General features: G+C 62.5%; 36 protein-coding genes. 3 read left to right on the top strand and 33 right to left on the bottom strand.

What is annotated here, in order from left to right:
• Window positions 1-65: 65 nt before the first annotated feature.
• The 22 genes from IFT60_RS09645 to IFT60_RS09750 form a co-directional block, all read right to left on the bottom strand.
• Window positions 66-713 (bottom strand): phage tail protein, encoded by a 648-nt coding sequence (locus IFT60_RS09645; RefSeq protein ID WP_192051757.1) that lies wholly within the window; start codon window positions 711-713, stop codon window positions 66-68.
• Between the two features lie 81 nt (window positions 714-794).
• Entirely contained in the window at window positions 795-1,148 is a 354-nt protein-coding gene (gene gp17 / locus IFT60_RS09650; protein ID WP_192051758.1) for a DUF3168 domain-containing protein, read from the bottom strand.
• Complete coding sequence (locus tag IFT60_RS09655) at window positions 1,138-1,671, bottom strand: HK97 gp10 family phage protein (protein WP_229510773.1); 534 nt, start codon at window positions 1,669-1,671, stop codon at window positions 1,138-1,140. Before IFT60_RS09655 ends, gp17 begins: the two co-directional genes overlap by 11 nt.
• Window positions 1,668-1,976 carry a phage head closure protein gene (locus IFT60_RS09660; RefSeq protein ID WP_192051759.1) on the bottom strand — a complete coding sequence of 103 codons (309 nt, stop codon included), beginning with the start codon at window positions 1,974-1,976 and terminating at the stop codon, window positions 1,668-1,670. Before IFT60_RS09660 ends, IFT60_RS09655 begins: the two co-directional genes overlap by 4 nt.
• Entirely contained in the window at window positions 1,973-2,518 is a 546-nt protein-coding gene (locus IFT60_RS09665) for a head-tail connector protein (protein ID WP_192051760.1), read from the bottom strand. Before IFT60_RS09665 ends, IFT60_RS09660 begins: the two co-directional genes overlap by 4 nt.
• Complete coding sequence (locus tag IFT60_RS09670; RefSeq protein WP_192051761.1) at window positions 2,515-2,943, bottom strand: hypothetical protein; 429 nt, start codon at window positions 2,941-2,943, stop codon at window positions 2,515-2,517. The genes IFT60_RS09665 and IFT60_RS09670 overlap by 4 nt, the downstream gene beginning before the upstream one ends.
• 381 nt (window positions 2,944-3,324) lie before the next feature.
• Complete coding sequence (locus tag IFT60_RS09675) at window positions 3,325-5,928, bottom strand: hypothetical protein (protein WP_192051762.1); 2,604 nt, start codon at window positions 5,926-5,928, stop codon at window positions 3,325-3,327.
• Window positions 5,929-5,957: 29 nt separating this feature from the next.
• On the bottom strand, window positions 5,958-6,374 hold the full coding sequence (locus IFT60_RS09680; RefSeq protein ID WP_192051763.1) for a hypothetical protein: 417 nt from the start codon (window positions 6,372-6,374) through the stop codon (window positions 5,958-5,960).
• A 10-nt stretch (window positions 6,375-6,384) separates the two neighbouring features.
• Window positions 6,385-6,564 carry a hypothetical protein gene (locus IFT60_RS09685; RefSeq protein ID WP_192051764.1) on the bottom strand — a complete coding sequence of 60 codons (180 nt, stop codon included), beginning with the start codon at window positions 6,562-6,564 and terminating at the stop codon, window positions 6,385-6,387.
• Between the two features lie 3 nt (window positions 6,565-6,567).
• The gene (locus IFT60_RS09690; protein WP_192051765.1) at window positions 6,568-6,726 is read right to left on the bottom strand and encodes a hypothetical protein; all 159 of its coding nucleotides are present in this window, start codon (window positions 6,724-6,726) and stop codon (window positions 6,568-6,570) included.
• A 51-nt stretch (window positions 6,727-6,777) separates the two neighbouring features.
• Entirely contained in the window at window positions 6,778-7,977 is a 1,200-nt protein-coding gene (locus tag IFT60_RS09695) for a phage major capsid protein (RefSeq protein ID WP_192051766.1), read from the bottom strand.
• An 84-nt stretch (window positions 7,978-8,061) separates the two neighbouring features.
• A complete protein-coding gene (locus tag IFT60_RS09700; RefSeq protein ID WP_192051767.1) occupies window positions 8,062-8,865 on the bottom strand; it encodes a head maturation protease, ClpP-related in 804 nt (267 codons plus the stop codon).
• Entirely contained in the window at window positions 8,862-10,154 is a 1,293-nt protein-coding gene (locus IFT60_RS09705) for a phage portal protein (RefSeq protein ID WP_192051768.1), read from the bottom strand. The genes IFT60_RS09700 and IFT60_RS09705 overlap by 4 nt, the downstream gene beginning before the upstream one ends.
• Window positions 10,155-10,162: 8 nt before the next feature.
• The gene (locus tag IFT60_RS09710; protein ID WP_192051769.1) at window positions 10,163-11,836 is read right to left on the bottom strand and encodes a terminase large subunit; all 1,674 of its coding nucleotides are present in this window, start codon (window positions 11,834-11,836) and stop codon (window positions 10,163-10,165) included.
• Window positions 11,837-12,304 carry a terminase small subunit gene (locus IFT60_RS09715; protein WP_192051770.1) on the bottom strand — a complete coding sequence of 156 codons (468 nt, stop codon included), beginning with the start codon at window positions 12,302-12,304 and terminating at the stop codon, window positions 11,837-11,839. It abuts the gene before it with no gap.
• Between the two features lie 139 nt (window positions 12,305-12,443).
• Window positions 12,444-13,151 (bottom strand): HNH endonuclease, encoded by a 708-nt coding sequence (locus tag IFT60_RS27045; protein WP_192051771.1) that lies wholly within the window; start codon window positions 13,149-13,151, stop codon window positions 12,444-12,446.
• 327 nt (window positions 13,152-13,478) lie between these two features.
• Window positions 13,479-13,805: an HNH endonuclease gene (locus tag IFT60_RS27050; protein WP_192051772.1), complete on the bottom strand. Its 327-nt coding sequence runs from the start codon at window positions 13,803-13,805 to the stop codon at window positions 13,479-13,481.
• Entirely contained in the window at window positions 13,805-13,975 is a 171-nt protein-coding gene (locus tag IFT60_RS09730; protein WP_192051773.1) for a hypothetical protein, read from the bottom strand. The genes IFT60_RS27050 and IFT60_RS09730 overlap by 1 nt, the downstream gene beginning before the upstream one ends.
• Window positions 13,975-14,244, bottom strand: coding sequence for a hypothetical protein (locus IFT60_RS09735; RefSeq protein ID WP_192051774.1), 270 nt, complete (start codon window positions 14,242-14,244; stop codon window positions 13,975-13,977). Before IFT60_RS09735 ends, IFT60_RS09730 begins: the two co-directional genes overlap by 1 nt.
• Complete coding sequence (locus tag IFT60_RS09740; RefSeq protein ID WP_192051775.1) at window positions 14,241-14,591, bottom strand: hypothetical protein; 351 nt, start codon at window positions 14,589-14,591, stop codon at window positions 14,241-14,243. Before IFT60_RS09740 ends, IFT60_RS09735 begins: the two co-directional genes overlap by 4 nt.
• A gap of 120 nt (window positions 14,592-14,711) precedes the next feature.
• The gene (locus tag IFT60_RS09745; RefSeq protein WP_192051776.1) at window positions 14,712-14,885 is read right to left on the bottom strand and encodes a hypothetical protein; all 174 of its coding nucleotides are present in this window, start codon (window positions 14,883-14,885) and stop codon (window positions 14,712-14,714) included.
• A gap of 664 nt (window positions 14,886-15,549) precedes the next feature.
• Window positions 15,550-15,981, bottom strand: a complete 432-nt coding sequence (locus tag IFT60_RS09750; RefSeq protein ID WP_192051777.1) for a hypothetical protein — start codon at window positions 15,979-15,981, stop codon at window positions 15,550-15,552.
• 390 nt (window positions 15,982-16,371) lie between these two features.
• Here IFT60_RS09750 and fliT point away from each other — a divergent pair, with 390 nt between their 5' ends.
• Window positions 16,372-16,743, top strand: a complete 372-nt coding sequence (gene fliT, locus IFT60_RS09755; RefSeq protein WP_229510774.1) for a flagellar protein FliT — start codon at window positions 16,372-16,374, stop codon at window positions 16,741-16,743.
• A 14-nt stretch (window positions 16,744-16,757) separates the two neighbouring features.
• On the top strand, window positions 16,758-17,015 hold the full coding sequence (locus tag IFT60_RS09760) for a hypothetical protein (protein ID WP_192051778.1): 258 nt from the start codon (window positions 16,758-16,760) through the stop codon (window positions 17,013-17,015).
• Between the two features lie 9 nt (window positions 17,016-17,024).
• On the opposite strand, the gene IFT60_RS09765 is transcribed toward IFT60_RS09760, so the two are convergent.
• From IFT60_RS09765 to IFT60_RS09795, 7 genes are read right to left on the bottom strand one after another with little or no spacing between them, the layout of a single operon-like run.
• Window positions 17,025-17,369, bottom strand: coding sequence for a DUF1064 domain-containing protein (locus IFT60_RS09765; protein ID WP_192051779.1), 345 nt, complete (start codon window positions 17,367-17,369; stop codon window positions 17,025-17,027).
• Window positions 17,366-17,620: a DUF7220 family protein gene (locus IFT60_RS09770; protein ID WP_192051780.1), complete on the bottom strand. Its 255-nt coding sequence runs from the start codon at window positions 17,618-17,620 to the stop codon at window positions 17,366-17,368. Before IFT60_RS09770 ends, IFT60_RS09765 begins: the two co-directional genes overlap by 4 nt.
• Entirely contained in the window at window positions 17,617-18,090 is a 474-nt protein-coding gene (locus IFT60_RS09775) for a dATP/dGTP diphosphohydrolase domain-containing protein (protein ID WP_192051781.1), read from the bottom strand. Before IFT60_RS09775 ends, IFT60_RS09770 begins: the two co-directional genes overlap by 4 nt.
• A gap of 19 nt (window positions 18,091-18,109) precedes the next feature.
• On the bottom strand, window positions 18,110-18,349 hold the full coding sequence (locus IFT60_RS09780; protein ID WP_192051782.1) for a hypothetical protein: 240 nt from the start codon (window positions 18,347-18,349) through the stop codon (window positions 18,110-18,112).
• Window positions 18,346-18,987 carry a DUF6475 domain-containing protein gene (locus IFT60_RS09785; RefSeq protein ID WP_192051783.1) on the bottom strand — a complete coding sequence of 214 codons (642 nt, stop codon included), beginning with the start codon at window positions 18,985-18,987 and terminating at the stop codon, window positions 18,346-18,348. The genes IFT60_RS09780 and IFT60_RS09785 overlap by 4 nt, the downstream gene beginning before the upstream one ends.
• Window positions 18,977-19,474 (bottom strand): phage replication protein O, encoded by a 498-nt coding sequence (locus IFT60_RS09790; RefSeq protein WP_192051784.1) that lies wholly within the window; start codon window positions 19,472-19,474, stop codon window positions 18,977-18,979. Before IFT60_RS09790 ends, IFT60_RS09785 begins: the two co-directional genes overlap by 11 nt.
• The gene (locus IFT60_RS09795) at window positions 19,467-20,264 is read right to left on the bottom strand and encodes a phage antirepressor KilAC domain-containing protein (protein ID WP_229510775.1); all 798 of its coding nucleotides are present in this window, start codon (window positions 20,262-20,264) and stop codon (window positions 19,467-19,469) included. The genes IFT60_RS09790 and IFT60_RS09795 overlap by 8 nt, the downstream gene beginning before the upstream one ends.
• Before the next feature lie 118 nt (window positions 20,265-20,382).
• Here IFT60_RS09795 and IFT60_RS09800 point away from each other — a divergent pair, with 118 nt between their 5' ends.
• Window positions 20,383-20,658, top strand: coding sequence for a hypothetical protein (locus tag IFT60_RS09800; protein ID WP_192051785.1), 276 nt, complete (start codon window positions 20,383-20,385; stop codon window positions 20,656-20,658).
• Window positions 20,659-20,660: 2 nt separating this feature from the next.
• Here the strand turns inward: IFT60_RS09800 and IFT60_RS09805 are convergent, their stop codons facing one another.
• Genes IFT60_RS09805 through IFT60_RS09820 form a run of 4 tightly spaced genes read right to left on the bottom strand, consistent with a single transcriptional unit; the run spans window position 20,661 to window position 22,460 of the window.
• Window positions 20,661-21,365 (bottom strand): metallophosphoesterase, encoded by a 705-nt coding sequence (locus IFT60_RS09805; protein WP_192051786.1) that lies wholly within the window; start codon window positions 21,363-21,365, stop codon window positions 20,661-20,663.
• The gene (locus tag IFT60_RS09810; RefSeq protein WP_192051787.1) at window positions 21,362-21,850 is read right to left on the bottom strand and encodes a hypothetical protein; all 489 of its coding nucleotides are present in this window, start codon (window positions 21,848-21,850) and stop codon (window positions 21,362-21,364) included. The genes IFT60_RS09805 and IFT60_RS09810 overlap by 4 nt, the downstream gene beginning before the upstream one ends.
• Window positions 21,847-22,074, bottom strand: a complete 228-nt coding sequence (locus IFT60_RS09815) for a hypothetical protein (RefSeq protein WP_192051788.1) — start codon at window positions 22,072-22,074, stop codon at window positions 21,847-21,849. The genes IFT60_RS09810 and IFT60_RS09815 overlap by 4 nt, the downstream gene beginning before the upstream one ends.
• Window positions 22,071-22,460 carry a hypothetical protein gene (locus IFT60_RS09820; RefSeq protein WP_192051789.1) on the bottom strand — a complete coding sequence of 130 codons (390 nt, stop codon included), beginning with the start codon at window positions 22,458-22,460 and terminating at the stop codon, window positions 22,071-22,073. Before IFT60_RS09820 ends, IFT60_RS09815 begins: the two co-directional genes overlap by 4 nt.

Raw genomic sequence — 22,460 nt, forward strand, 5'->3', positions numbered from 1 at the left:
GAATAAAAAACCGACGGGAATGACCCGCCGGCGGAAAAGGCCGGAGGACTCCGACCTGGCAAAACTTAGGACGCGTAGCGCACCGGCTGACCCTGCTGGGCCATGTTCGCCTTGACGCTCATGACCTGGCCCTTGGTCAGGGTCGGGGTCTCGTCATAGGTGATGTAGCCGTTGTAGAGGATGATGCTGTTGCTCGGCAGCTGGGCGCGCACTGCGGCGATCTTGCGACCGTCGGAGATTGCCTTCAGGGCGGCGTGGTGCGGCAGCGTCGGGTCGTCGCCGATCGTGATGGCCAGCGTACGGGCCGAGTAACCGGCCGGGATGTTCAGCTCGGTGTCGGTATCCATCGGCTCGACGGTCACGAACTTCGCATCACCGCCCGACGGCTCGCAGGTGATGACCTGCGTGATCGGCACCCAGGTCGAGATCTTGCGCAGCGAGCCGATGCCGGCGCCGGCCGGGAACAGCGCAGTCGACGTGGTATCGAGGCCTTCGAGGGTTACGGAAGTGCCGGACACGGCCTTCGCACGAAACACGCGGCTGTTCGCGCGGGTCCAGCCGGAGGTGAGCTCCAGCAGATCGCCGATGGCGAACGTATTTGCTGCGGTGGTCAGCACCGATTCCGTTGCGTTCGTGGCGGCCGTGACGGTGATCGCCGTCGCGTAGGCCGAGGCAACCGCGTACGTGGTGCCGTTGGGGAGGGAAAATGCCATTGGTGGGCCTTTCAGGTAAGCGCCCGGCTGCCGGGCATAAAAAAACCGCCCGAAGGCGGCTGGTTTGTCGTTGCAGGCGGATCAGCGATCAGCCCAAATGTTGAAATCCTGTCTGCTGCAGTACCGCGCCATGTCGGCATCGAAATCACTGACTGCCGCCCCCTGCGGGCTGGCCTGGATGGTCGTTGCGCCGGTCAAGCGCGCCTCGATCGCGAGAATCAAGGTCTTGGCCTGCTTGCGGGAGTCGGCCCAGACATTGATCTGCATGTCGGCGTTCTCTTTGGACGGCAGCGTGTTGTCGAGACACGCAATCGACTGACCACCAATCTGCTGGAAGGTCACGTATGGACGCTCCGTCCCTGTCGACGCAAAGTCCGGGAATACGCGCGAGCAGACCGCGACCAGCTCGGCGAACAGTTTTTCCTCAAGTGTCATTGTTGATAAACCTCAGTAGGACGGTTTGGGCCGCGTCAGCCGCCGCTTCCGCTTTTGACACGGCCTTTCGCACGAAAGACTTGGCTGCCACTTGTTTCGGCGTAGCCAGCGGGATGTAGTACGCGTCCTTGGCTGCCTGTGACGCTCGCCCCTTTGGCTTGGGTTTGCCGCGCATCTCGGGGCGTACCGCTGTGTAATAATTGCCATCTCTGCCGACGTATGTCACATATCGCTGAATGTGGCCGTACTCGACCAGGTGTCCGTGCGGTGCTTTCTTGCGGTTCCACGAAATCTGATAAGTCGCGAGTCCAGGCTTGCTTCGAGACTGCGAGTACACTTGATAGATGCTGTAATACAGCTTCGCCGTCTTCATGCCGTTCGCGGCCACATTGCGCCGCACCTCGTCATACAGAACTTGGGCGGCCGCTTGTGCCGCCGGACGAGCCCCCACCTCCGTTGCCTCCGCCATTTCTTCGATAATCGCGTTAAGTCCTTCCGAGTCCAGCCGCAGCAGCAGGCTCATTTGATCGACTCGCAGACCAGGTCCATGAAGCGCCTGTCGGCGTTGCGCAGCGGCGGCGATTTGATCTCGTATGTGGTATCGCCGTGCACCAACTGCATCGCAGCGGTAATCTCAGGTCGGTGCCACATGCAGACCGATGCGCGCAGCACCGACACATCGGCGCCAGCGCGCAGAGTCTCCAGGCCGCGCAGATGGCGAACGTCAGCCCAGAACACGCCAAGGTCGACCCATTCGGCCGTTGGCTGGCCGATCGAATCAGCGCCCTGAACCCGTTCGCGGATGATGACGCGGTCGTTGAGCCTCATGCGTACACCCGGCAGCCGTCGAGCAGGCGCGGCAAATATTCCATCTTCATATTCCCCGTCTGGCCGAACTGCATGGCGATTTTTCCGAGGATATAGCCCTGAATGGCGGCCGGCACCGTGGTGTGATCAGGCCCGTAGCCGACCGTGTATTGCACCTGCACCGCGTTGATGCGCGCCATGGTTGCCGGCCAGGCTGCCCCGGGCGCCGGCACGATGTAGCTTGGCTCGCTTTCGTCGTCGGTCATGTAATCCTGCGGGTCGAGAGTCTGCAACTGGCCGTCGACGTCGTAGAACTTCACGTGTTGGACAGCGAGCAGCGGCGGCCGAGGCAACTGGATCGCTTGTGGGAACCGGTCCAGCGTCACGCGCCAGGTCTGCTCGACCAGCGCGCGCTGGGTTTCAAATTCGGCCTCGTCCGTGTAGGTTTTGATCGCCAGCGTCAGCTCGGCGTCGGCCGCCGCGCCATCCTGCCGCGCCGCGGTGCGCGCAGCATCGAGCGACACCGCCAGCGCTGCCGGCGGCGTGATCAGTCTTGCGGTCATCGAATGTTCCTTTGAATTGCTGCTGGTCGAGACTGGTGCTCGCTGCGCTGCGGGATATAGCCGGGCCCAGCCGGCGCTCGCGCGAACACGCCGCCACCAGTTGCCGTCGCGGCGCCGACGCGTGCGTACGCCGCCACGCCCAGCGGCGACGCCGTTGCCGGGATGGCGATGGTGCCAGCGGCGATGACCGCACCGACCGAGCCGAAGGCGGCGACGCCAGCCGGAGCACAACCGGCACCGCCTGATCCCGCCGCCGCGCCGACGCCTGCCGACGCGCCGACGCCTACCGGTGCCGCAGTGCCAGGGATGCTGCTGCCAGCGGATGCGCTTGCGGTACCGACCGAAGCCGACGCCGCCACACCCAGGGGAGCCGCACGCGCGCCGGCCGATGCCGAGGCCACGCCGACTGCAGCGGCAGCTGACACGCCAGCAGGCGCCGCCGTTGATGCGCTACCACCTGTTGCAGTGGCGGCGCCGACTTGGGCGAGCGCGCCGACACCGGCTGGAGTCGCAGTTGCGCCAGCTGATGCACCTGGTGTTCCGACCAATGCGGACGCTGCCACCCCCGACGGGGAAGCGATGGATGCGCTGCCGCCGGCCGCCGTGGCAGCGCCGACAGATGCCGACGCAAACACACCAGCAGGAGCGGCAGCAGCGCCGCCAGATGCCTCCAGTGCGCTGACGCTGGCATATGCAGTTACACCGGCCGGGTTTGCTACCCCATCGAGACCGATTACAACCGGCGCCCCATTAAAATACGCGCTCGGCGCGTAGGCGTTTGGCGAGAATCCTTGCATCTCACATCCTTATGTCAGGCCAACACCCATTGGATGATAGAGATTCGCGCCTGCATCCGCTGCGAGGTAGAACGCCGGGTAAAGAGCGGCAGTGCTACCACTCCCATAGTTATGGATCACCGACCAGGTCACGCCGTCAGCGCTGGTTTCCAACGTCAACACACCATTTTTCCTGCGGACGCCGTAGTGGTTCCCGACAATTCCATTCGGGCCACCTGTGGCAGCGCCGCCGGCGATGATCGTTATTGGCGCGGTATTTTCGTAGGTGATAAAGCCAGCTGCGATTGGCGAACCGATCGTGTTGTCCAGCGCCAGACCGAAGTTCACGTAAATGCCCTGCAACCCAGAGGGATGCTGACAGTAGATAAAGCCGTCACTATTGGCGGCGATTTTCTGTGTGCTCGACCGCCCGTAGGTGTTGTAGCCCCCCGTCGGGTAGCCGCGCTGTGTGGTCGTCCACACGTTGCTGCCGTCGTTGGTGATCGTGCTATTTCCGAGGGTGTACGCAATTGGTGATGCTGCACCCGCGACGTTATTGACGATCGCTTGTCCTGCAAAATTTGCCAGCATATTCCCTGAAAGGTCCCGCGCGTTGCCTCCGGTGCCGGGTTGGGTGTATGCCCCGGTACGGGCAGCTTCGCCAGCGACGAACGCAGGCGTAACGGTCACGTCGATGTAGATGCCGCTGACTGCCACTGCCGTGGACGTGTGGCCTGCTATCAGGAACGCGCTGGCAGCCGGAACATAAGCCTCACCCATATTCTCCGACATGGTGAAGCGCACAACAGTCGGCGAGCCATTCGCAACCGCGGCGCTTATGACGGTCGGCGGCGTGGTATCCGCCACCGCGGAAACGCCGTCGCCGGACACCTGCGTGAAGGTTCCCGAAGTAGCTACCGCACCACCGCTGGGGAGATAGCCGCTCAGGTTCAGGCGAGGAATCGTCGACGCGGTGGCGAACGTGGCCGATCCGCCGGAATGGGTGATGTTCGCTGCGTTGATGCTGCCGATAGTTCCGTTCGTATTCGCCAGCAGGTTGGTGATGTTTTCGAGGGAAACGCCGCTGGCGATCAGCGAGTTAATCACCGCACCGCCGCTTGTTTCCAGCAGCACGGATCCATTCGCAGCCCCCGCGCGTTTCACACGGCTGTCAGTAATTCGCACTTCCTTGACGGTGCCGCCTACCATCTGGAAATGCTTCGTGACGAAATTGCTGGTCGCATCGACTGCGTTGTAGCCAATGATCCAGAGCGACTCAAGATTGACGCCGTTGCCGTCGATCAGGATGGTCGGCATTGAGGCGTTGAACGCCCGGCGCTTCAGCGCCCGGATAACGACGTGCTGTGCGCTGGAGCGAATCCGAATGACGCATGCGCCGGTCACATCGACCTCGATGTCATCCAACAGGATATTTTGAATATTGCCGATACCCGCAACACCTGTCAGGTCGTTCTCAACTTGCCGGTTGTCCAGCAAGATGGCATGACCAAAATTCGTTTTCCCTTTGATATTGCTGTAGACAGCATGGTCGATAGGATTGACTCCGGACATGACCCGGATGCCGTAGGTTGCGGCATTGTCAAGCATCACATCGCGCACGGTGATGTGGCTCATTGACCCATTAGCGCCGACGTAGAACGGGTAGGTAAACCCTGGAGTCCACGCCCACACATCGTCAGGGCTGGTCGAAATCGGATCGTCCGATGTATTGGCGACGATATTCTCCAGCAGGAACCTGTGACAGTTACCGCCAACGTTGATGCCGTCATTGTTGACGACGTAGCCTGGACCGACGTCCACCCGAACGTTGCGCACCGTGCCGTCGGTACAATTGAGGAAGTGACAGGCGTAACTCGGGCTGTTGTACAGCAGATGATCTTCCACCAAGATGCGACTTACGCCATAGAAGCGCATGTTGCAATTCAGGCCGACCGTCCCATTACCTTTGTCGTTTTTGTCCCCGTTCTGATCGCCACGATTAACGCCGCGGTTGCCGTTGGTCGAGCCGCCCGTGATCTTGATATCGTGATCGATCCTACTGGCCGGATTGAAGGAACGGTTGTAGTTTTCGAGCAGCGTCTTGTTCGATCCCGTCTTCAGCTTAAGGTCACAGCCTGGAAGAATATCGAGATGTGTAGTGCTGCGTATGCGCAGGCCTGCCGCGAGGTACAGGCCGTCGACCACAACACGAATCGGACCGTCTACCGCTTTGTCAAATACCGCCTGAATGGCCGCCGTGTTGTCGGTCCCGTCGACCGCTGCCGTTGTGTCCGATACAGCCCCCATCTTGCTCAAGTAGAACACGCGCGCCGATGAGCCGCGATCGATTGCGTTCGCGTCCATTGTGGCAAACACGGTTTTCGTGCCGGCACCGAAATTGACCTTTGCGCCGCCATTCGAGCTATGCAATACCGTGTCGCGCGAGAACGTGGTCGCCGACAGGATCGTGCAGAGGGACAGCTCCCAATCGCTGCCAGCTTCGTCCTCGATCATCATTGCTACCTGGCGGCCGACAGCGATATCCGACAGCGGACGGCAGCGGGCGGCGGCGCCGGCCGAAACGGTAATGCTCCCGGTGCCCGTCGTGGTGGTCGTGGTCTTTATGCGGTTCATGCAGCGATGGCCTTTTGATGATGGATGCGTTAGGCGATCCGGATGACGGCGGTTGCCGCAACTGGGGCGGGCAAGGTCACACCGAATGTGCCGTTGGTCGATGTGACGTCGGCGCCGAAGTCCAGCACCGCCTTGACCTTGTTGCCGTTCGTGGTATCGACGATGGCCATGCCGCGCGCGGTGATGGTGGAATTCGGCCAGGACGGGTCGGCGAAGTCCATGATCGCGACGTCGCCGTCGAGCGATTGGGCGATGCCAGTCAGGACCTGGCCGCCGGCCGTGTAGCCGGGACCGGTCACTTCGCCCGCGGCGGAATACGTGGTCGTGGCCTTGCTCAGCGCGGCCGCGCTGGTGTACAGCACGGCCTTGTAGACGTTGCCCGGCGGGCAGCCGGCGATGAGCGCGTCCAGCTTCGCCTGGTTCGGGAATGCGGCGGTAATGGCCATGTGGTCCTCGTTATTTCTGGTTCAGCCGTGCGCAGATCAGCGCGACCAGCTGGTCATCGGTGCGGCCGGCGACATCCTCCAGGTAGAGGACGACGCGGCCGCGGGTGGTTTGTACCGGGAAGCACAGGGCTTCCGGGTCAGCAGCCCACGCGCGCAACTTCGTGAGCAGCGCGGTGGTGGCCGGGCCCATGGGTTACTTCAGCGATTCGGCGTACTCGACCGCAGCTGGGTCGGCGTCGACCTTGCCTGCGAGTGACTTCGCTTCAGCAGGATCGATCTCGATCACGTCATTGCAATTTCCATGGGCGCCGTCAACCAGGACGCGCACTTTCACTTTTTTGGTTTCTGCCATTTTTGTATCTCCGGTGGTGGCAGCCAGCACTTGGCTGGCCGCGGTTGGTTTTTACGAAGCGCTGTTCTGGTACAGGCGCACCGCGGCGGTATCGAGCAGGTTGCCGCCGGAACGGGTCCAGCCGCAGAAGCCGACCTGGCCCTTCAGGGCGAAGGCCGAGTCGTCGAAGCGGCGCATGGTGGTCGAGTTGGCGACATCGCGGATGGTGTACTGCGACAGGTCACCGAAGGCGATCGACTTGGCGTTTGCAGCCATGACGGGCACGTCGTCGTTGATCGCGATTGGTTTGCCGAGCAGCAGGTCCGGTGCGCCCTCGACAACCGCCGGGATCCAGATCGGACGGCCGACGGTATCGACCAGCTTCGACAGCGACGCCACGCTCAGGTCGTTCATCATCCAACGGGCGCTGCCGCGGTACGCACGGTTGACCGAGTGCTTGACGTCGACGAGGTCGCCGTAGGTGACGGTGCTGGCCTGGCCAGTGGCGCCGATCTTGCCGACGGTCGAAGCCGGAATGAGGCCCAGCGGCTGGCCAGTGCCGGTGCCGACGGTCTGGTGCATATTCTGGATGCGGGCGATGCGGGTCGCCAGGCGGTTCACGACGAATGCGACGACGTCGATTGCGCTATCCTGGATCAGTTCCAGCGGCAGCGCGATCTGCTTTGACGAATACTTGAACACCGGCAGGCCGAGGGTGTTGAAGGTGATGTCGCCGTTGCCAGCACTGCCATTTTCGGCCACGATCTCGCCGATTTCGCTCGTACCATCGCTGGTCGGGAAGTTCATCGCGTGACCGGTCTCGGTGGTCAGCACGGTGGCGACGTCGCGCATGCCGCCGAACGCCTTGAGGCGGTCGATGACCATCTTCGCGACTTCTGCCGGCACCGTATAGCCGCCCTCAGCCGGGGTCGTGGTCGACATCGCATTGCGGATCGCCGCTGCCTGCTCCGCGTTGACGTTCTGGCCGTGGCGCATGTACAGCGCGACGGCGACCAGGGCGCTGATTTCGACGTCGCCGCCTGCTGCCTGCGGCTTGGTGCGGGTCACGTCGTTGAAGAACTTCTCGGCTTCCAGCTCGCGCATGGTTTCGAGGTTCTTGATCTGGGCTTTTGCGCCGTTGATCTCGCTGGCAAAGTTGTCGAACTTCGCCTGGTCTTCGGCGGCCCAGACCTGGTCCCCCTTATCGGCGATCAGCTGGTTGGCTTGGGCTGCGAGGTTGGAAATCTTCTCGCGCAGTTGCTGGATGGTCATGTATATCCTTGAAATAAAAAGGGAGCCGCAGGGGCTCCCAAAGGGGCGAGGCGTCCGGCCTCGGCGGGTGTAGCGCGAGAAGCGTTACGAGGTTGCTTGAATCAGTGCGAGGCGGTTTCGGTTCGCCTGAGCCATCGAATTGGCGATAGGGGCCGGCGCCGCAACGGGCACCAGAGCGACCTCAGCGTTGGGCGTCGCGACGGCTGGCGCAGCAGGCGTGACCGCTGGCTCGACCGGAGCCGGTGCAGCGGCGAGCACTGCTGGAGCCCTGGAATAGGCCGACAAGTTCCATGCGTTCGAAACGCCGCCTTCGCCTGCGATGCTGTCGATGAAGCCGTGCTCGAGCGCTTCGGCTGCCGTCATCCAGGTCTCGGCTTCCATCATGGCGATCACCTCCTCGGCCGGCTTCCCGGTCTTGGTGGTGTAGTCGTCCACGATCGACAGCTCGACCTTCTCCATCAGATCGGCGGTGTCGCGCAGTGCGGTCTTGTCGCCGAAAGCTGCGCCCTGCGCGTTGTGGATCATGAAGAAGGCGCCTTTTTGCATGACGACCTCGCTGCAGGCGACCGCGATGCTCGTCCCAGCGCTGGCGCACATGCTGACGATGTTGGCGATGGTCCTGCCAGGGAAGTTGCGGATCGCTGCGGCGATTTCCTTGCCTTCGAAGACACTGCCGCCAGGCGTGTTGAAATGGAAGTGGAGATCCTTGGTCGGGTCGGCCTGATCGATCGCGGCGACGATGTCCGCTGCGTTGGCCTCATACCCGGGTGCGATCACACCTCGGACGAAGATCGTTTGGCCGGCTGAATTCGTCACGAGGACGGCGCGCTTCCCGGCAACGATGGCGGTTGCCGCGTTGTCGAGGCAGAGTTGGAAAAATGGGTTCATTCAGCTGCCTTGTCGTCTTGCGAGTTGTTCGATTTTGCTGTTGCCGCGGCGCCGTCACGCGGCGCGCGGTAGACCTCGCTGCCGCCGGCGGTCGGCGGCATGCGCAGCCGGCGCCGGACTTCGTCCTGACTCATCCAGCCGTCGCCAGCACCAGGTCCGCCCAGTGCGGAGCGGAAGTACTCGCCCATCGCCTTCAGGTCGGTTTCGTACAGGGCATCGCGGTAGAACTCGACAAACCGCCCTGTGTTGCGCGGGTATAGCTTGCGGTTGAGTTCCTGCTCGATCTTGCGCAGCCAGGTATTGAGCGTGTCGCGCACGAAGCCGCGGCCCATCTGCTCCAAGCCGCTGCCCCAGCTGGTGGAGCCGGTGCTCTCGTTGATCATGAAGCCGGGCACGCCGAAGGCCCGGGCGATGTCCATTACCTGGAACTTGCGAGCTTCAAGCAGCTGCGCGTCTTCGGCGGAAAGGCTCAGCTCTTTTGCTGTCAGCCCCTCGGTCAGCACCAGCGGCAGTTTGTGTGCATTCGCCAGGCCGGAGTACCGATTGACGAACGCCGCCTGCAGTTGGGTGATCTGGTCCGGGCTCATCTTCGCGCCAGCCTGGAGGATCATCGACGGGTGCGCGCCGCCTTCGAAGAACTTGCCGCTGTATTCGTCCATCGCCAGCGCGTTGCCGATCGCCGTACGCGCGCCCGCCTGAATGCAGGACATCGACCGCATGGTCGAGTCGTCGAAGTTCAGGCCCGGGAAGTGCAGGATGTCGGACGGATCGAACCAGGTCGAAATCCCGTGGGACGGCAGGTTCACGTAGTAGCGGACACCCTCGCCCGGCGTGCGAATCGGCGAAACGCAGCCCCAAGGCAGCGGCAGGATCTCGCGCAGCGTGCCGTTCATGCGCCAGCGCAGCAGTGCGAAGGCATCGCCGCGCAGCGTCTGCGACATGCTGACGCCTTCCCACATCGAGGCTGCGGTGTACATCGGGCTGGGCTGCTCGTTGAGCAAGTACCACAGGTCGTTGCGCGGCATCCGCGCCGGGATCTCACCGCCATCCAGCGAATACTCGTGGATCGGGCAGCTGATAATCCCGCCGGCGATCTTGGCCACGCAGGCGGCTACCGCGGAGACGCGCATGGCCGAAGTGGCCGACACGGTCATTCCGGACGGAGCAACGCCGAAGGACTCCATCACCTCCGGGCTGTATTGCGTCTGGTTTGAGACTTGCGGCTGCGCCGGCTCGGGCGATGCCTGTCGCCAGTGCTCGGTGGCGGCCAGAGCATCGAATATTTCCATGTGATTCCTTACAGGACGACGAAGCCCTGAGTAATTTCGCCCGACGATGCGACGGGATTGAGCGACATGAGGTAGACCGCGTTCAGCATCGCCATCAGCGGGTCGATCTTTCCGGTGCCCGAGGCTTGTTTCGTGATCAGCACCGCATTCGCGCTCGGCACGATCTTGGCGTTGCTGACGCACCAGGCCATGAGCGGTTGGCCGCTATGCACGAATAGGCCCTCGGCCAACTTGCGCTCAGCGGTCTTGATCGGGCTGGTCAGCTTCCAACCCTGTGTAACGCCGACGATCTTGTCCGTTGGGACGCCACTCATCTCGAGTGCGTCGAGAATGGCGCCAATGCCTTGAGGATCCAGGCCGAGCTTGTCCAGTACACCAGCCTCGTGGACCATGGCGACGTTCGCGGCAAAGTGGTCGATGTCCTGGCCGATGTGCTCGACCAGTGTCAGGTGACCATCGCGCGCGAAGTCCTGCAGGCGCGGCGCGATCTCCTTGCGGCGCTCCAGCACCGAGGGGTGCGCCCAGGCATGTGCCCAGCCGAGCCACCGCCGGGTTTCCTTGCAGCGGCCGATTGCGTATTGCCCCAGCAAGTCGTCCAGGCCGCCGCCGTCACCACCCATCGTGACCACCTCGGATCGCTCAATCAGGTCGGATAGCGAAAACGTGCGGTCGAGTACGCCCTGTTGCATCCAGAAATCGGCGCCAGCCCAGCGATCGGAGCGCAGATTCATGCCGATTTCGACGTTCGCGTGCTTCGCCATGAAGCCGCGGAACGACTCGGGGCCGGCTTGCTCTGCTTTCGTGAATTCGCGCTCAAGGAACGCGCGGTCGACTGAAAACCCGATGTTCGGATTGACCATCGCCATGTTTTCGAGCAGCAGGCATTCGCCCGACTCGACCATGTCGAGAGGGTGCTCGAAGATGATCGGGACGAAGGCCGGGTCGACGATCTCGCCGTCGCGCACCTTACGTGCGTACTCGAGCTTCTGCTTAAACACACCCGCTGGTGGCTCATCAGACTGCGTTGTCAGCCAGATGACAAATCCCTCCGGCCGCGATGCCAAGCCGCCCAGCGCCTCACGGAACATGTTTTCGGCGCTCGACATCTTGCCGAACAGGTGTAGCTCGTCGACCAGGGTGCCGACCGACTTCTTGCCGCCGACCGTGTTCTGATCGGCTGCCAACACCTTGAGGATTGAGTTGCTCTCCCGGTGCGTGATTTTCTTCTCGTGCGACTGCACGTGCATCAGCGCGTCGAGCTCATCGTCCTTCTGGACCATGTCGCGCGCTGGCGTGTATGCGTTGTTTGCCACCTCGACGGTCGGGGCCAACACCGAGAACTCCGCCGACTGCCGCCAGTTCAGAATCAATGCGGTCAACATGATCCCGGCGGCTACCGTCGACTTCGAGTTCTTTTTCGGCAGTAGCACGAAGAATTCAACAATCAGGCGACGTCCACTCTCGGCGTCGTAAGCGCCGAAGATGCAGCGCACCAGGTCGAATACCCATTCGGCACACGACTCGCCGAAGGTCGGGCTACCCGGCGCATCAACGATCTTGAGTTCCTTGAAGATGGCGAGCGCATGCTCAGCCTGCTCCGGAAAAATCGGCGGCGGGATGATTGTCTCGCCCGCGCGAAGTCGCGCCGCCCAATCAGGGCAAGCAGTTGTCCAATCCGGCATTTAAACCTTCTTTCCGCCGGCAGCGACAAGCTTTGGTGGTGCGGTGGCGGAGAATCTTCCGGCGCCAGCCTGTTTGGCGGCGTCCTGCTTTTGATCTTTTTTGCCGCCCTCACCCAGCTTCTTGTGCTTAAAAGGCAGCATGGCCTTGGCCGCATCCATGCGGTACCGCAGGTCCGCCGCCGGCTCGTTCATCACCGTGGTGAGGAACTCGATCGGGTCGGCCGTGTGCGGGATTTCGATGACGTCGGCCGGATCCGGGCCGGTCGGCAGCGTCCTCTTTGAGGTCGCGTCTGAGGTTCCCTGGTGAGCTTGGTCAAGCCGGGCTTTAACATCCTTGTCTTTAACAAGTCGAGAGCCGGCCGCTGATGCTGTTGCTTCGCTGTAGCCGGCACGAATCGCCGCTTCCTTATTCGAGAACCCGGCCAAAACGGCATCGGCGAAGGCTCGCTTTTTGCCTGTTAAAGCCATTAACAATTTCCTCCAAGGGAGATTTTTTCCGCGAATGGGAGACATAGCGGTGTCCAGGGCCTCTTGCCTTCTGGACTTTTTATGGGGGGGTGGGGGTCGTTGCATGGGCGCAAGCCATCGACCAACCTCCACCAAGGGCCTAGCCGATCAGCAGCAATTGCCCAAGAGGCCGATCGGACTTTTCCGCATTGCATTTCCTGCAAGCGCATTGAGTGTTGCGGTAGGAGTGCTCACCGCCCACCGAGAGTGGAATGATGTGATCAAGCTCGGGCGCACGATCATCGTATGTGCCGCGCTTCTCTTTCGGCGTCCTCACGCCACACAACTTGCAACGCCAGCCATCGCGATCAAATACCTTGAATGGGTCGACAGGCTCGGCTGTTGCCCCACGCTGCACGGCCTTTCTCTTGAGCCTATTGGCTCGTTTTTGGGCTCGAGACCGTTGCTCCGCGCAGGGCGCGCAGAGTGTAGTGCTGCCTAATCCATAGAGCGGGCAGAACTCGCACTGGCATTCCTCACACGCTATCTGCCTAGCTTCAGCACGATGCTTTTCCAGTGCAGCTTCAAGCGCTTTTACCCTGGCATGAGCAAGATCGCAAGCCCTAGAGCACCGCTCCCTGCTCGACCTTGTTGGGACGAAGGAAGCGGCGCAAACCTGGCATTCTTTAGCGCTTGGGCTTGTAGCCGCTGGCCTCTTGGCCACTGCCCAATCGCACCTGCACTTCATGGAGCAAAAGCGATTAGGGCTCGTGCTCGTTCCGCTTAGTCGGCGATGCGAATCCTTGCCACAATGTTCGCAGACGAACCAGCACCTCTCCTGCCGAATGGCCGCGAGGTGCTGCTCCATCGGGATATTTCGCTTTCGACGCTGCGCGAGTTGGCTGCACTTAGCCGAGCAATACACCGCTAACCGATTGTTAGAAAACCTCAATGCACAGTGCTTGCAGATTTGGTTCGATCGATCCTTCTCCTTGCGCGATCTGCGAACGTCCGCGCAGGCCTGGCATGCCTTGTGCGGCTTGCCAGACTTAAAAAATGACGAGATGCCATTCCCGCATGCGCAGACGGCATGTGAGGTGGAATTGAAAGCAGTCACTGTGATACCCGCGTATTCCAGTTGATTAGAGGCCGATCTGTGTTAGCGCACATATCGGCCTTGCTGCTTCAATTTTACCTACTTGATCAGTTCGCCTGTCGCACGCCGCTTGGCCTCAGCTGCGGATTTCTCGTTATGGCATGTAGTGCAAAGTAACCACTTATTGGACTCGTGGTCACTACCGCCAGCCCAGAGCGGAATCTTATGGTCGACATCAATGCCAACCGCCGTTATTCCCTTCACCGCGCATGCCTGGCACAGGCCGCAGTCACGCAGGCGGATCCGTTCGCGGTCGCGCACGCCGGCGCTGCCCCGCTTCCGCTCGACCATCGCGGTCGGCGCCGGGGCAAGCCGTGTGTTCGTGGCGGCCTGGAGGCGTGGCTTCAGGGTGTTGAGCCTGACCATCAGCGCACCTCGGTCTTGATGCCCTTGTCGACCCAGTAGCGCATGCGCTTCCGGTCGGGCTTGCGGCCGGTGAGCCAGCCCATGATGGCGACGCCGATCAGGTAGTGCTTGAGCCACCAGCGCCACGTCACCGTGACTTCCGCCGTGATCTCGCTCGTGGTCTGGGCCATCAGCTTTTCCCTTTCCGCCGGCGTCGGCGTGCAGGCCTGGCCGGCGCCGGTGCACCCAGCAGCAGCAGCTGCACCAGCTCCAGCACACTCATGCCAGGCTTGCCGTGCCCGTTGGCGCGCAGCAGGCGCTTAGCCTCGTAGCAGTCGGCGAGCAGCTCGCAGTGATCGGCCAGCACGGTAGGCTGGTGCACGTGGTGCAGCATGGCCGGGCGGTTCGGCACGACGGCGCGGACGATCTCGTCCCGGTACATCTCGGCGAGGGGAGTCATGCACTGGTCCTGTTGAGGTAGGCGTCGATGGCGCGCGCCAGTGGCGACCAGTCGCAGCGCAGCTGGCGCGACGTGCGCTCCATGAACTCGGCGTGAGCAGCGGCAGTGCGCTGGCCCATCCAGGCGTCGAAGTGGATTGCGCGCGGCGCGGGCGCCGGTCTGAAGCGCGGCACGAGGTCATAGACCATCAGGGCAGTGGTGATTGCCTTGCCATCCTGAGGGTAGTACTCGCATTGGACACGAACGAATTCGCCAGTGCGAGCATGCAGCGTGAAGGATTTCGTCAGCTTGGGCAGGCCCAGCGCTTCGATCAGATCCTTGCCGATCTCGTTTGCGGTGATCGCCATCACGGCGCCTTACCCTTCTCGGCAGTCAGGTCGATGATCGACTGCTCGCGGTTGATCTGCACCATGAAGCGCAGCCATTTGACCTCGGACTCGATGCTCATGCGCCGCCGATGCCTTCGCTCACGATGCCGACTCGATTACACGGGCGGCAAATTGACCATCCAGAACGAGGACACCCACATTTGGCGGAAGCTCCATGCGAGCCTGCGCAACAATCATGGCGCGCTGGTCGTCGGTCAGGCGCGCCGAAACGGACAGGACCAGCGTGGCGGTCTTTGGGATGGCGAGCGACATAGACACCTCAGAAATAAAAAAGCCGCCAGCAGCGAGAGCGCTACGGCGGCGAAGTCCAGCCGAGAGACTGGAGGAGACAATTTGTGGCGGCCGGGATCTCCCAACCCTACGCAGTGCGCTTGACCACACGGCTGCATGCTCGACTGTCGTTGATCACTTAAGATCCGCGTAGCCGCCCCACTCCGAGCATGCATGCGTGTGGTCACCGATTACGTCGGTGAGGCGCGAAGCTCCCATCAGGCAGGGTATTCCACAGAGGTGCAGGTACAAGCAGCGGTGCCAATGCGCTGCGCTTCGGTATTCTTGCCGGTTACAGCGTCCGGCGACGTGGCGCGCTTGGGTAGCGCCCGTCTGGTCTGGCCGGTGCCAGGTCGTATTCGAGTGTGATTTTGGTGCCGTCTCTTGAGTATCGCCGGGCGGGTGCTCCGGCACTCATCAGGCAACTGTGACCCCGTGCGCGTTTCGTCGCGCTTTCACGTGAAGACCAGCGGCAGGTGCGGTTAGCGCTTCATGTGTCACCTCGTCGGTAGGTTGGTCGCCCCGAACGAGGCGAACCGAACGAGCCCCAGAGCTATCTGCAAAGTGGGCCGTAAACGCAAAAAGCCCGAACGTTTGACGGTTCGAGCTTTTCTTTGGACGAGCAGAATCGCCCGATGCATGCAGTTTACGAGAATTGCAGCCGCGTGGCAACATTGTTGCGCAATTTCTTTTCGAGCTCGTCGCGCGCATCCGTCAGCACGTCTTCGTAGCGAGCATTCTGGAAACGCCAGGCCGACGCGATGCCCTGGCTCTTGTAGATCGCCCAGCGGTGTTGGATGCAGAGGCTGTCGACCATGGCGTTGACGACCTCGCCCAGCTTGAGGTCCGCCGCGCGCTGCTGTGCATGGACGTCGCGCTCGTCGACTGCATCGCTGGCCAGCTTCATGCCGCGCGAGCCCAGGTCCCGGTCGTCCACGCGCATGTAATCGGACCAGCAGGCCATCAGCTGGGCGTACGGGTCTGGCTTCTGAAAGGCCGGCTGCGCCACTCCCTGCTCTCGCGGGGCTCGGCGCAGTTGTGGGGAAAAGATTGTGCCGAGCGTTGCGGTCATGGTCATGGTTTTGCCCTCCGTAAAGATTCGCAAAGCTTATCATGCCTCCTGATTTTTATTGCCCTGCCCGAACTTTTCCTGAATTAAATTTTGTCGCTATTTTGCACCAATGCAAAAAGGTCAATCGCCAAGGATGCATTCTGTGACCTCTCGCAAGACTCGATTTCCGGCTAGAAATACACTGGCTTCACGGTCCTGCAGTTGGATCTATTACTTGGTTCGGTGGAAATAAAGGGCTAGTCGGAAAGTGTCCTCGGCGAAACAACCCCGACAGCCGGCAGCATGGCAGCCATTCGGCGCTTTCACCATGCGTGGCCGGCACCAGTTTGTATCGAACTAGAAGCACCAAAGCGAACATTGATCGAGTGCAAGGCTTCGAGAAAGTCGCCCCATAACATGAGATTTCTCCTCATACGGCGTTACGCCATTCGCGCACTCTATGCGTTCTGGATCCTGCTGATCACCTATACCTGGTGCATGACCATGAAACCACAAGACCTTCTGGCTATGTACGAAAGCATAGCGACCATCACAAGCAAGATGGTTTCGGCTGCAAACGCGCGCGATCTGGACACCCTGGAATCCCTGCGCGAGCAGTGCGGCGCCCAGCTTAGTGCGGCCGCCGGCGGAGTGTCCGCCCTGGAGGGTGCGCAGCGCTTGCGTAAGATCGAGCTGCTCAAGCAGATCATGGCAAACGACCGGGCGGTCCGCGAGATAACTGAACCGTGGCACGCCAAACTTGAGCAGCTGGCACGTGCAGCAGCGTGACGCGAAGGAATAGCATGCAAGGCGCCCTCACCCAGCCCAACTCCACGATCGACCGCAGCAGAGTGCGGCGCTTGGTGGAAGAATACAGCGCGCACCTTTTCGCGCTTGCCGCTGTCCGTGGTGACCTAAGCGAATCCATATCTACGCATGGCCGCCACGTGCGCGCATTTATGACCACGCTCGACGAAACGGACCGGGCGCAATTCGTATCTTTTTACATGCAGGAGATGAGCGCGCGCGGGATAGCGCATGATGTGACCCTATCCCAGTAGTGCGGCTGGTCAGAATTCCTCCAGCGCCCAGCCACCGCCATCTTTCTTTGGCTTCGCCTGGATCGCGATGAAGCGCATCGGGTACAGGTCGGCGGCAATCTTGATCTTCGCGCGCGCGTCGTCGAGCCAGTATCCCTTCACTTCGTGCATCTCCAGTTGGCCGTCGGCGAGCATGACCGCGAAGTCCGGGCTGTAGAACGTGTTGTCAGCCAGGCGCAGCTTGATCCCCTCGAACTTGAACCAGGCCACCTCGCCAGCGTGGCGCCGCAGCTCCAGCGTGGCGGCGTAGGCCTGCTCGGTCTTGTTCATCGCGCCCGTCTTGAGGCGCCCGAGTGCCTGAAGACCCTTCTTCACTGGCGCGCCTCGATCGTTGCGGCCACCGCGCTGGCCATGCGCTGCAGCTTTGCATTGAACCAGCGGCGCACGCAGTACGAGCGCGCCACGCTAATCACCGTGTATATCGCACCCAGGGCCAGGTTCGCGCCTGGCGTGATGTGAAACCCGAACAGCGGGAAGATGAACATGTTGGCCGTGAAGTTGATCGCGAAGCCGATGATGACGTTGATGATCGCCTCGATCAGCGAGCCGAGTCGAGTTTGCATCATGCTGGCAGCCCGGTGAAGTTGATGGTGTAGTGGACCGGCTGACGGTCCGCGTATCGGTCGATGATGTTGGCGGCGCCGGCATTCAGGGCCGGGTAGAACGGCAGCGCGCGTGGCGGCCGGTCGTCGGTGAACTTCCCCTGCATCATGGCGTCGCGCAGCACGACCAGCGAGGTGATCGCCTTCGTCACATGCGACATGCCCGAATCGGCGTCGATGTCCTCACCCTCCCACCAGGCCATCAGGTGCCGCATCACACCGTCGTAGTAGACGGAGCCGCGCACACCCACCGCGCGGTAGTTGTGGCGGCCGTACTTGCTCGCACCCTCCAGCATGGCCACGCCGATCTCGGCCAGCACCGTCGCGGGCACGGTCGACATTGGCGCCTTGCGCACGCCGACCAGGTCTTTCGGGTTCGTCAGCTTTGCGTCAGCCAGCGGGTGGAACGTCAGCATCTCGTGGGAATCGTTCATATCATCCTTTCGTTTCGGTTTATGCTTCGTCGTTTTTCTGTTTTGCCTGCTGCCTCTCGATCCAGGCAGTGCGCGGCGCCATCGGGCTGGCCCAGAAGAAGTGCACGCAGGTCTGGTGGTCCCAGGCCACGAACGGATTCTTCAATTCGTAGCTGGTGCCGTCGTACCCGGTGCACCGCCCTTCCCCGCGTGCTTTGTGCTCCGGGTAGCCGATGGTGGTGAAGTGCTTGCACCGGGCGCAGATCTCCTGCCAGGTCATGCGGCTATCACCAGCGGCGCGGCCGGCGCGGCACCCTTCGCGTCACCGCCCAGCAGCGGCGTTTCAAGAGCACGCCCGCTGGCGATGACCTGGCGCGCGACCTCCGCATTGCCGATCAGCCGCACGCACGGTTTCGCCAGCCCTTCGGCCGTGTTGTGGGTGCTCGCGGTCCCCAGCAGGTATCGTGGGTATTCAGGAATCTGGCCGGAGATTCGGAAACCGCGGTACCGGTTGATGAACTCCTTCGCCACGAACGGCCAGCCGTCATCGTCGTGCGAGCAGGTGCGCACCCAGCCACCCATGTCGAGCAGCACCCGGTGGATGATCGGATCATCGAAGGCGACGTCCGTCCAGATGCCGACCTGGCGCACCGCGCGATCGACCTTCGACCAGGCCAACTGCGCTTGATCTTCGGTCCGGCCCTGCAGCACCCGCGTGACGTCGGCGATCTTCGGCATGAACTGGCCGCTGTCCGGATTTTGCGTGTGCTGCCAGAGCGCGCGCTCGACCGCCTCCACGTCATACTGGCGCAGGCCTTCCCAATACAGGCCGATGGTGCCGGTCGATATCTCTTTGCTGTAATAATCTGCTATCCCCGTGAGCAGCGTGAGGAAGCGTGGACGGTCGTTAGGCTGCATTGCCGTGCTCCTCAAGCCAGCGCGCGGCGTTCTGCGCGGTTGCGGCGCCAGCCTTGCCCAAGGCGGGCACGGTGCGCAAGACGGATGCAACGGTCCCGTCACGCTGCTGCGCCAGGCGCCCCCACTTGTCGCGCAGGGTCTTCGGGCAGTGAATATTCCGGGTCCAGAACCGATCCGAGTGCGCCCACTGAAAGAGCTCGCAGATCTGGCGGTGCGTCCGGCCGTCGCGCTCGCGCATGAGCCGAACGTCGTTGGCCCAGGTCGTGTAATTCGGCTCCCTCGACTGCGGCGCGGCGCTGACCAGCACGCCGAACAGCCAGCGCGCACACCGCTCATCATCGGGATTGGTTTCGCGCGCGGATTTTGCTGCTTTCGTTTTCGTCTTGACCTGGTCGACAGCATCCAGCAGCTCGAGCAACTGCGTCGAGTCGACCAGCACGGCCGGCACCGAATGCGCAGCCTGGCGCAGGGCTTCGCGGCTAAGCATGGGCGACCTCCGCTGCTTGCTCCTGCTTTTTCTTCAGCTGCCACTTTGCCCACTCGCCGGCCACCCAGGTGATCCCCTTCGGCGTAAAGCGTGCGGCGTTGTAGGCATGACCGTTCGTTTGGGCGGTACCGGCCTTGACGCAAAAACGGCCGGCGTCGATGTGCTGCGCGTGCGGCGTGAGCGCGCGCCCCAACCGGTACCAGATCTTCTGCTCAATCAGAAACTCCCGGAACCGGTTTTCGTTGGCGCCCAGCAGCTTGGCTACTTCGCGAAACCCTTTCGTGCCAGTCGAGTCGGCGTAGCGCTCCACGAACTCCACGGCCGGCGCAGCGGCTTCCAGTTGCGCGGCCTGGGCGGCAATCACATCCTGCTGGTCGGCAGCCAGGCGCAGCGCCTGGGCGAAGGTCTGCGGAATGGCCGGCGCCGGCGCGAGCGAGTACGAGCCAGTTCGGCGAATCGTCGGCAGAATCTCTTCGAACACGAGGCGCTCGAACTGCTGGGCCGCCGGCAGTGCGCAATTTACGATCAGGCGCAGCACATCGGGTTCGGCCAGCACGCGCACCTCCTGCACGCCGCCCGAGGTTTGAAGGGGGTAGCGTTTCGCGATACCCCTGCAGTGCCGGTTAATTGCGTCGGCGGCGTTGGCATAGCCGAGGGCGTCGCAGACGTCACGGCCGACGAACAGCGGCTCGCCGTCGTCGCCGGTGATCACGCGAATCTCGCGGCCGTCAAAGTGGAACGGCGCCAGGCCAGCGGCAGGGCTGCCTTGCAATGTCAGAATGCTTCCCATTTTCGTTTCCTTTCTTTCTATTGGCGCCGCGTCAAGCGGCATCCCGGTAGAGGCGGCGGGCGCCGGCCGAAGCCAAGCACGGCGTCGTGCTACGATTTACGTTTTTGCCGGAGCCACAATGAAGCTGTCGACCGAAAGCACACACCTCGACTGGGACATTCGAACGGTGGCGGCGCCCGACAATCCCGAGGACTGGAAGCCGGGCGACCCGGATTGCTACTTCGTGCGGGGCGTGGCCGAACTCCGTGCTGACGGCGACCGGTTCAAATACTCGAGCGACAAGCCGCTGATGGTCGATACCGACCACATCGACGACGTGCGGCGCGCCGCGGTCTACCATGCCGACGCCAGGCTTCAGCTGCAGGACATGATCAACCGGCTTTTGATCAAGTAGGGTCATACCGCCCCCGCCGGGCAAAGGGTCGACGCGTCGAGCAGCGTGAAGGTGCCCGTCCGCCAGCCCATGGTGTCGATGTAGATCGTGTTACCGAGGGTGATCGACTTCAGCATCGGCGTGTGCCCCACAACCACAGCGCGCACGCCCTCGACCGGGTCGGTGTCGCCCATTTCGACGCGAACTCTCGACCACTGCGCACATTCGAGCAGCGCACGGCGCCTTTTGCCGGATAAGGTAAGGCTCTCCAGCATGGCGGTGAAGTCTCGCCAGACCGGCGTCGGGCACTCCGCGTGGACCACGCCCACCAGGCCCTGCTCCGTCTCCAGTTCGATGGCGATCGGTAGCGCGGCGAGGGTGGCGGCGACCTCCAGTTGAGTCTCGCGGTCAAGGGCGATCATCCATGAGCCGCCATTGGCTGCGTAATTGCCCCATTCCATATTCCCATCGGGCCAGCGGATCGCCATGTCCTCGTGGTTGCCCTGGACAGCATGCACCCACGGCTGCCCAAGCCATTCGACCACCCACGCCGATTCAGGCCCGCGATCAACCAGGTCGCCCACCATGATGAGGCGATCCCCTGCCTCTGGGCTGAAGCCGATCGCCTGTAGCGCGTACTGCAGCTTGGTGAAGCAGCCGTGCACATCGCCCACAATGATGTCGCGGCCGTCGGCATTACGCGCGAGGCGTTTTACCGAACCCCTCATGCCGCCTCCCGTGCCAGCTCGCGCACGACGCTGGTCGAGTTGATGTGGTGGCGCACCCGCCGGTCGACCTCCTGGCACGCGCGCTCGACGTCGATGGCGCGCACGTTCTCCAGCTGGGCGTCGTGACACTCCAGGCCGGCGCGGATCGCGTTGAGTTCGTCGCCCTTCAGGATGACGCGATCGAGTTTGACGATGCGCTTGCCCACCTCCAGCAGCGCGTCGCGCGCGGCGATGGTCTGCGCGCGGAACGCGTTGCCGATGCCCTGCTCGCACATGACGTTGGCCATGTTGATCGCGCCGACCAGCAGGTCCCAGCCCTCCCGCGTGCCGGCGCCCTGGGTCATTTCGGCCAAGGCCTTGTGGCTGCGGATCTGGATCAGGCGCAGGTGCTCGATGTGGTCGCCGCTCATGCCGCCGAATACGGTGGTCAGGACGTTGCGGGCGACGTATTTCGGGCGGTACTTTCTATTGCGTGGCTTTTTCATACTGTTTCCATTTCTTTCTTCGCGTCGGCGTGCTGCTCCAGGAACGCGCGGCGCTCGCGCGTCTGCCCGGCCGGCGCCGGCTTGAACAGCACCGTCGGCGGCGCGTCAGCGCGCACGTATCGCTCGTAGCCCAAGCACCAGCCGCGACCCTCGGCGGCCTGCTGCTCGTGGCCACTGATGATGAAGCGGGCGCACATGGCGCATGGATCGTGGGCGCGTGTCATGCTGCAACCGCCATCGACACGGCCACCGGGATCTTGAGGCGCTTGCACTCGTCCTCGTACGGCAGCCAGGTCTCAGCGGGCGCGCCGTTCTTGATCACCGGATTGCCTTCCTTGTCCCGCTTCGGGCCACGCACCATCAGCACCGTGTCGCGCACATGGCCGGGGTCGGCGGCGATCCAGTCGATGCAAAAATGCGGCGTGTCGAGTTCAGGGCTGATCTTCACGCGTCGCCCCCCCTGGTTGAACATTTGATCCGCCAGCGCATCACGGCGCGCAGCCCACTCCACCGGCGTCAGGTTGCGGCCGTCGGCCTGAGTGGAAGTCTTTTTCGCCGCTGCGGCGCGGCACACAGTCAGGCTGATTCCAAAAACGCAAAATGCACCCAT

Origin of the sequence: Massilia sp. CFBP 13721, assembly GCF_014842025.1 — a bacterium.
Classification (GTDB): domain Bacteria; phylum Pseudomonadota; class Gammaproteobacteria; order Burkholderiales; family Burkholderiaceae_D; genus Telluria.

Excerpts from the sequence above, each read along its gene's own strand:
- IFT60_RS09645 (WP_192051757.1), bottom strand. The coding sequence starts at position 713 with ATGGCATTTTCCCTCCCCAACGGCACCACGTACGCGGTTGCCTCGGCC.
- gp17 (WP_192051758.1), bottom strand. The coding sequence starts at position 1,148 with ATGACACTTGAGGAAAAACTGTTCGCCGAGCTGGTCGCGGTCTGCTCG.
- IFT60_RS09655 (WP_229510773.1), bottom strand. The coding sequence starts at position 1,671 with ATGAGCCTGCTGCTGCGGCTGGACTCGGAAGGACTTAACGCGATTATC.
- IFT60_RS09660 (WP_192051759.1), bottom strand. The coding sequence starts at position 1,976 with ATGAGGCTCAACGACCGCGTCATCATCCGCGAACGGGTTCAGGGCGCT.
- IFT60_RS09665 (WP_192051760.1), bottom strand. The coding sequence starts at position 2,518 with ATGACCGCAAGACTGATCACGCCGCCGGCAGCGCTGGCGGTGTCGCTC.
- IFT60_RS09675 (WP_192051762.1), bottom strand. The coding sequence starts at position 5,928 with ATGAACCGCATAAAGACCACGACCACCACGACGGGCACCGGGAGCATT.
- IFT60_RS09680 (WP_192051763.1), bottom strand. The coding sequence starts at position 6,374 with ATGGCCATTACCGCCGCATTCCCGAACCAGGCGAAGCTGGACGCGCTC.
- IFT60_RS09685 (WP_192051764.1), bottom strand. The coding sequence starts at position 6,564 with ATGGGCCCGGCCACCACCGCGCTGCTCACGAAGTTGCGCGCGTGGGCT.
- IFT60_RS09690 (WP_192051765.1), bottom strand. The coding sequence starts at position 6,726 with ATGGCAGAAACCAAAAAAGTGAAAGTGCGCGTCCTGGTTGACGGCGCC.
- IFT60_RS09695 (WP_192051766.1), bottom strand. The coding sequence starts at position 7,977 with ATGACCATCCAGCAACTGCGCGAGAAGATTTCCAACCTCGCAGCCCAA.
- IFT60_RS09700 (WP_192051767.1), bottom strand. The coding sequence starts at position 8,865 with ATGAACCCATTTTTCCAACTCTGCCTCGACAACGCGGCAACCGCCATC.
- IFT60_RS09705 (WP_192051768.1), bottom strand. The coding sequence starts at position 10,154 with ATGGAAATATTCGATGCTCTGGCCGCCACCGAGCACTGGCGACAGGCA.
- IFT60_RS09710 (WP_192051769.1), bottom strand. The coding sequence starts at position 11,836 with ATGCCGGATTGGACAACTGCTTGCCCTGATTGGGCGGCGCGACTTCGC.
- IFT60_RS09715 (WP_192051770.1), bottom strand. The coding sequence starts at position 12,304 with ATGGCTTTAACAGGCAAAAAGCGAGCCTTCGCCGATGCCGTTTTGGCC.
- IFT60_RS27045 (WP_192051771.1), bottom strand. The coding sequence starts at position 13,151 with ATGGAGCAGCACCTCGCGGCCATTCGGCAGGAGAGGTGCTGGTTCGTC.
- IFT60_RS27050 (WP_192051772.1), bottom strand. The coding sequence starts at position 13,805 with ATGGTCAGGCTCAACACCCTGAAGCCACGCCTCCAGGCCGCCACGAAC.
- IFT60_RS09730 (WP_192051773.1), bottom strand. The coding sequence starts at position 13,975 with ATGGCCCAGACCACGAGCGAGATCACGGCGGAAGTCACGGTGACGTGG.
- IFT60_RS09735 (WP_192051774.1), bottom strand. The coding sequence starts at position 14,244 with ATGACTCCCCTCGCCGAGATGTACCGGGACGAGATCGTCCGCGCCGTC.
- IFT60_RS09740 (WP_192051775.1), bottom strand. The coding sequence starts at position 14,591 with ATGGCGATCACCGCAAACGAGATCGGCAAGGATCTGATCGAAGCGCTG.
- IFT60_RS09745 (WP_192051776.1), bottom strand. The coding sequence starts at position 14,885 with ATGTCGCTCGCCATCCCAAAGACCGCCACGCTGGTCCTGTCCGTTTCG.
- IFT60_RS09750 (WP_192051777.1), bottom strand. The coding sequence starts at position 15,981 with ATGACCATGACCGCAACGCTCGGCACAATCTTTTCCCCACAACTGCGC.
- fliT (WP_229510774.1), top strand. The coding sequence starts at position 16,372 with ATGAGATTTCTCCTCATACGGCGTTACGCCATTCGCGCACTCTATGCG.
- IFT60_RS09760 (WP_192051778.1), top strand. The coding sequence starts at position 16,758 with ATGCAAGGCGCCCTCACCCAGCCCAACTCCACGATCGACCGCAGCAGA.
- IFT60_RS09770 (WP_192051780.1), bottom strand. The coding sequence starts at position 17,620 with ATGATGCAAACTCGACTCGGCTCGCTGATCGAGGCGATCATCAACGTC.
- IFT60_RS09775 (WP_192051781.1), bottom strand. The coding sequence starts at position 18,090 with ATGAACGATTCCCACGAGATGCTGACGTTCCACCCGCTGGCTGACGCA.
- IFT60_RS09780 (WP_192051782.1), bottom strand. The coding sequence starts at position 18,349 with ATGACCTGGCAGGAGATCTGCGCCCGGTGCAAGCACTTCACCACCATC.
- IFT60_RS09785 (WP_192051783.1), bottom strand. The coding sequence starts at position 18,987 with ATGCAGCCTAACGACCGTCCACGCTTCCTCACGCTGCTCACGGGGATA.
- IFT60_RS09790 (WP_192051784.1), bottom strand. The coding sequence starts at position 19,474 with ATGCTTAGCCGCGAAGCCCTGCGCCAGGCTGCGCATTCGGTGCCGGCC.
- IFT60_RS09795 (WP_229510775.1), bottom strand. The coding sequence starts at position 20,264 with ATGGGAAGCATTCTGACATTGCAAGGCAGCCCTGCCGCTGGCCTGGCG.
- IFT60_RS09800 (WP_192051785.1), top strand. The coding sequence starts at position 20,383 with ATGAAGCTGTCGACCGAAAGCACACACCTCGACTGGGACATTCGAACG.
- IFT60_RS09805 (WP_192051786.1), bottom strand. The coding sequence starts at position 21,365 with ATGAGGGGTTCGGTAAAACGCCTCGCGCGTAATGCCGACGGCCGCGAC.
- IFT60_RS09810 (WP_192051787.1), bottom strand. The coding sequence starts at position 21,850 with ATGAAAAAGCCACGCAATAGAAAGTACCGCCCGAAATACGTCGCCCGC.
- IFT60_RS09815 (WP_192051788.1), bottom strand. The coding sequence starts at position 22,074 with ATGACACGCGCCCACGATCCATGCGCCATGTGCGCCCGCTTCATCATC.
- IFT60_RS09820 (WP_192051789.1), bottom strand. The coding sequence starts at position 22,460 with ATGGGTGCATTTTGCGTTTTTGGAATCAGCCTGACTGTGTGCCGCGCC.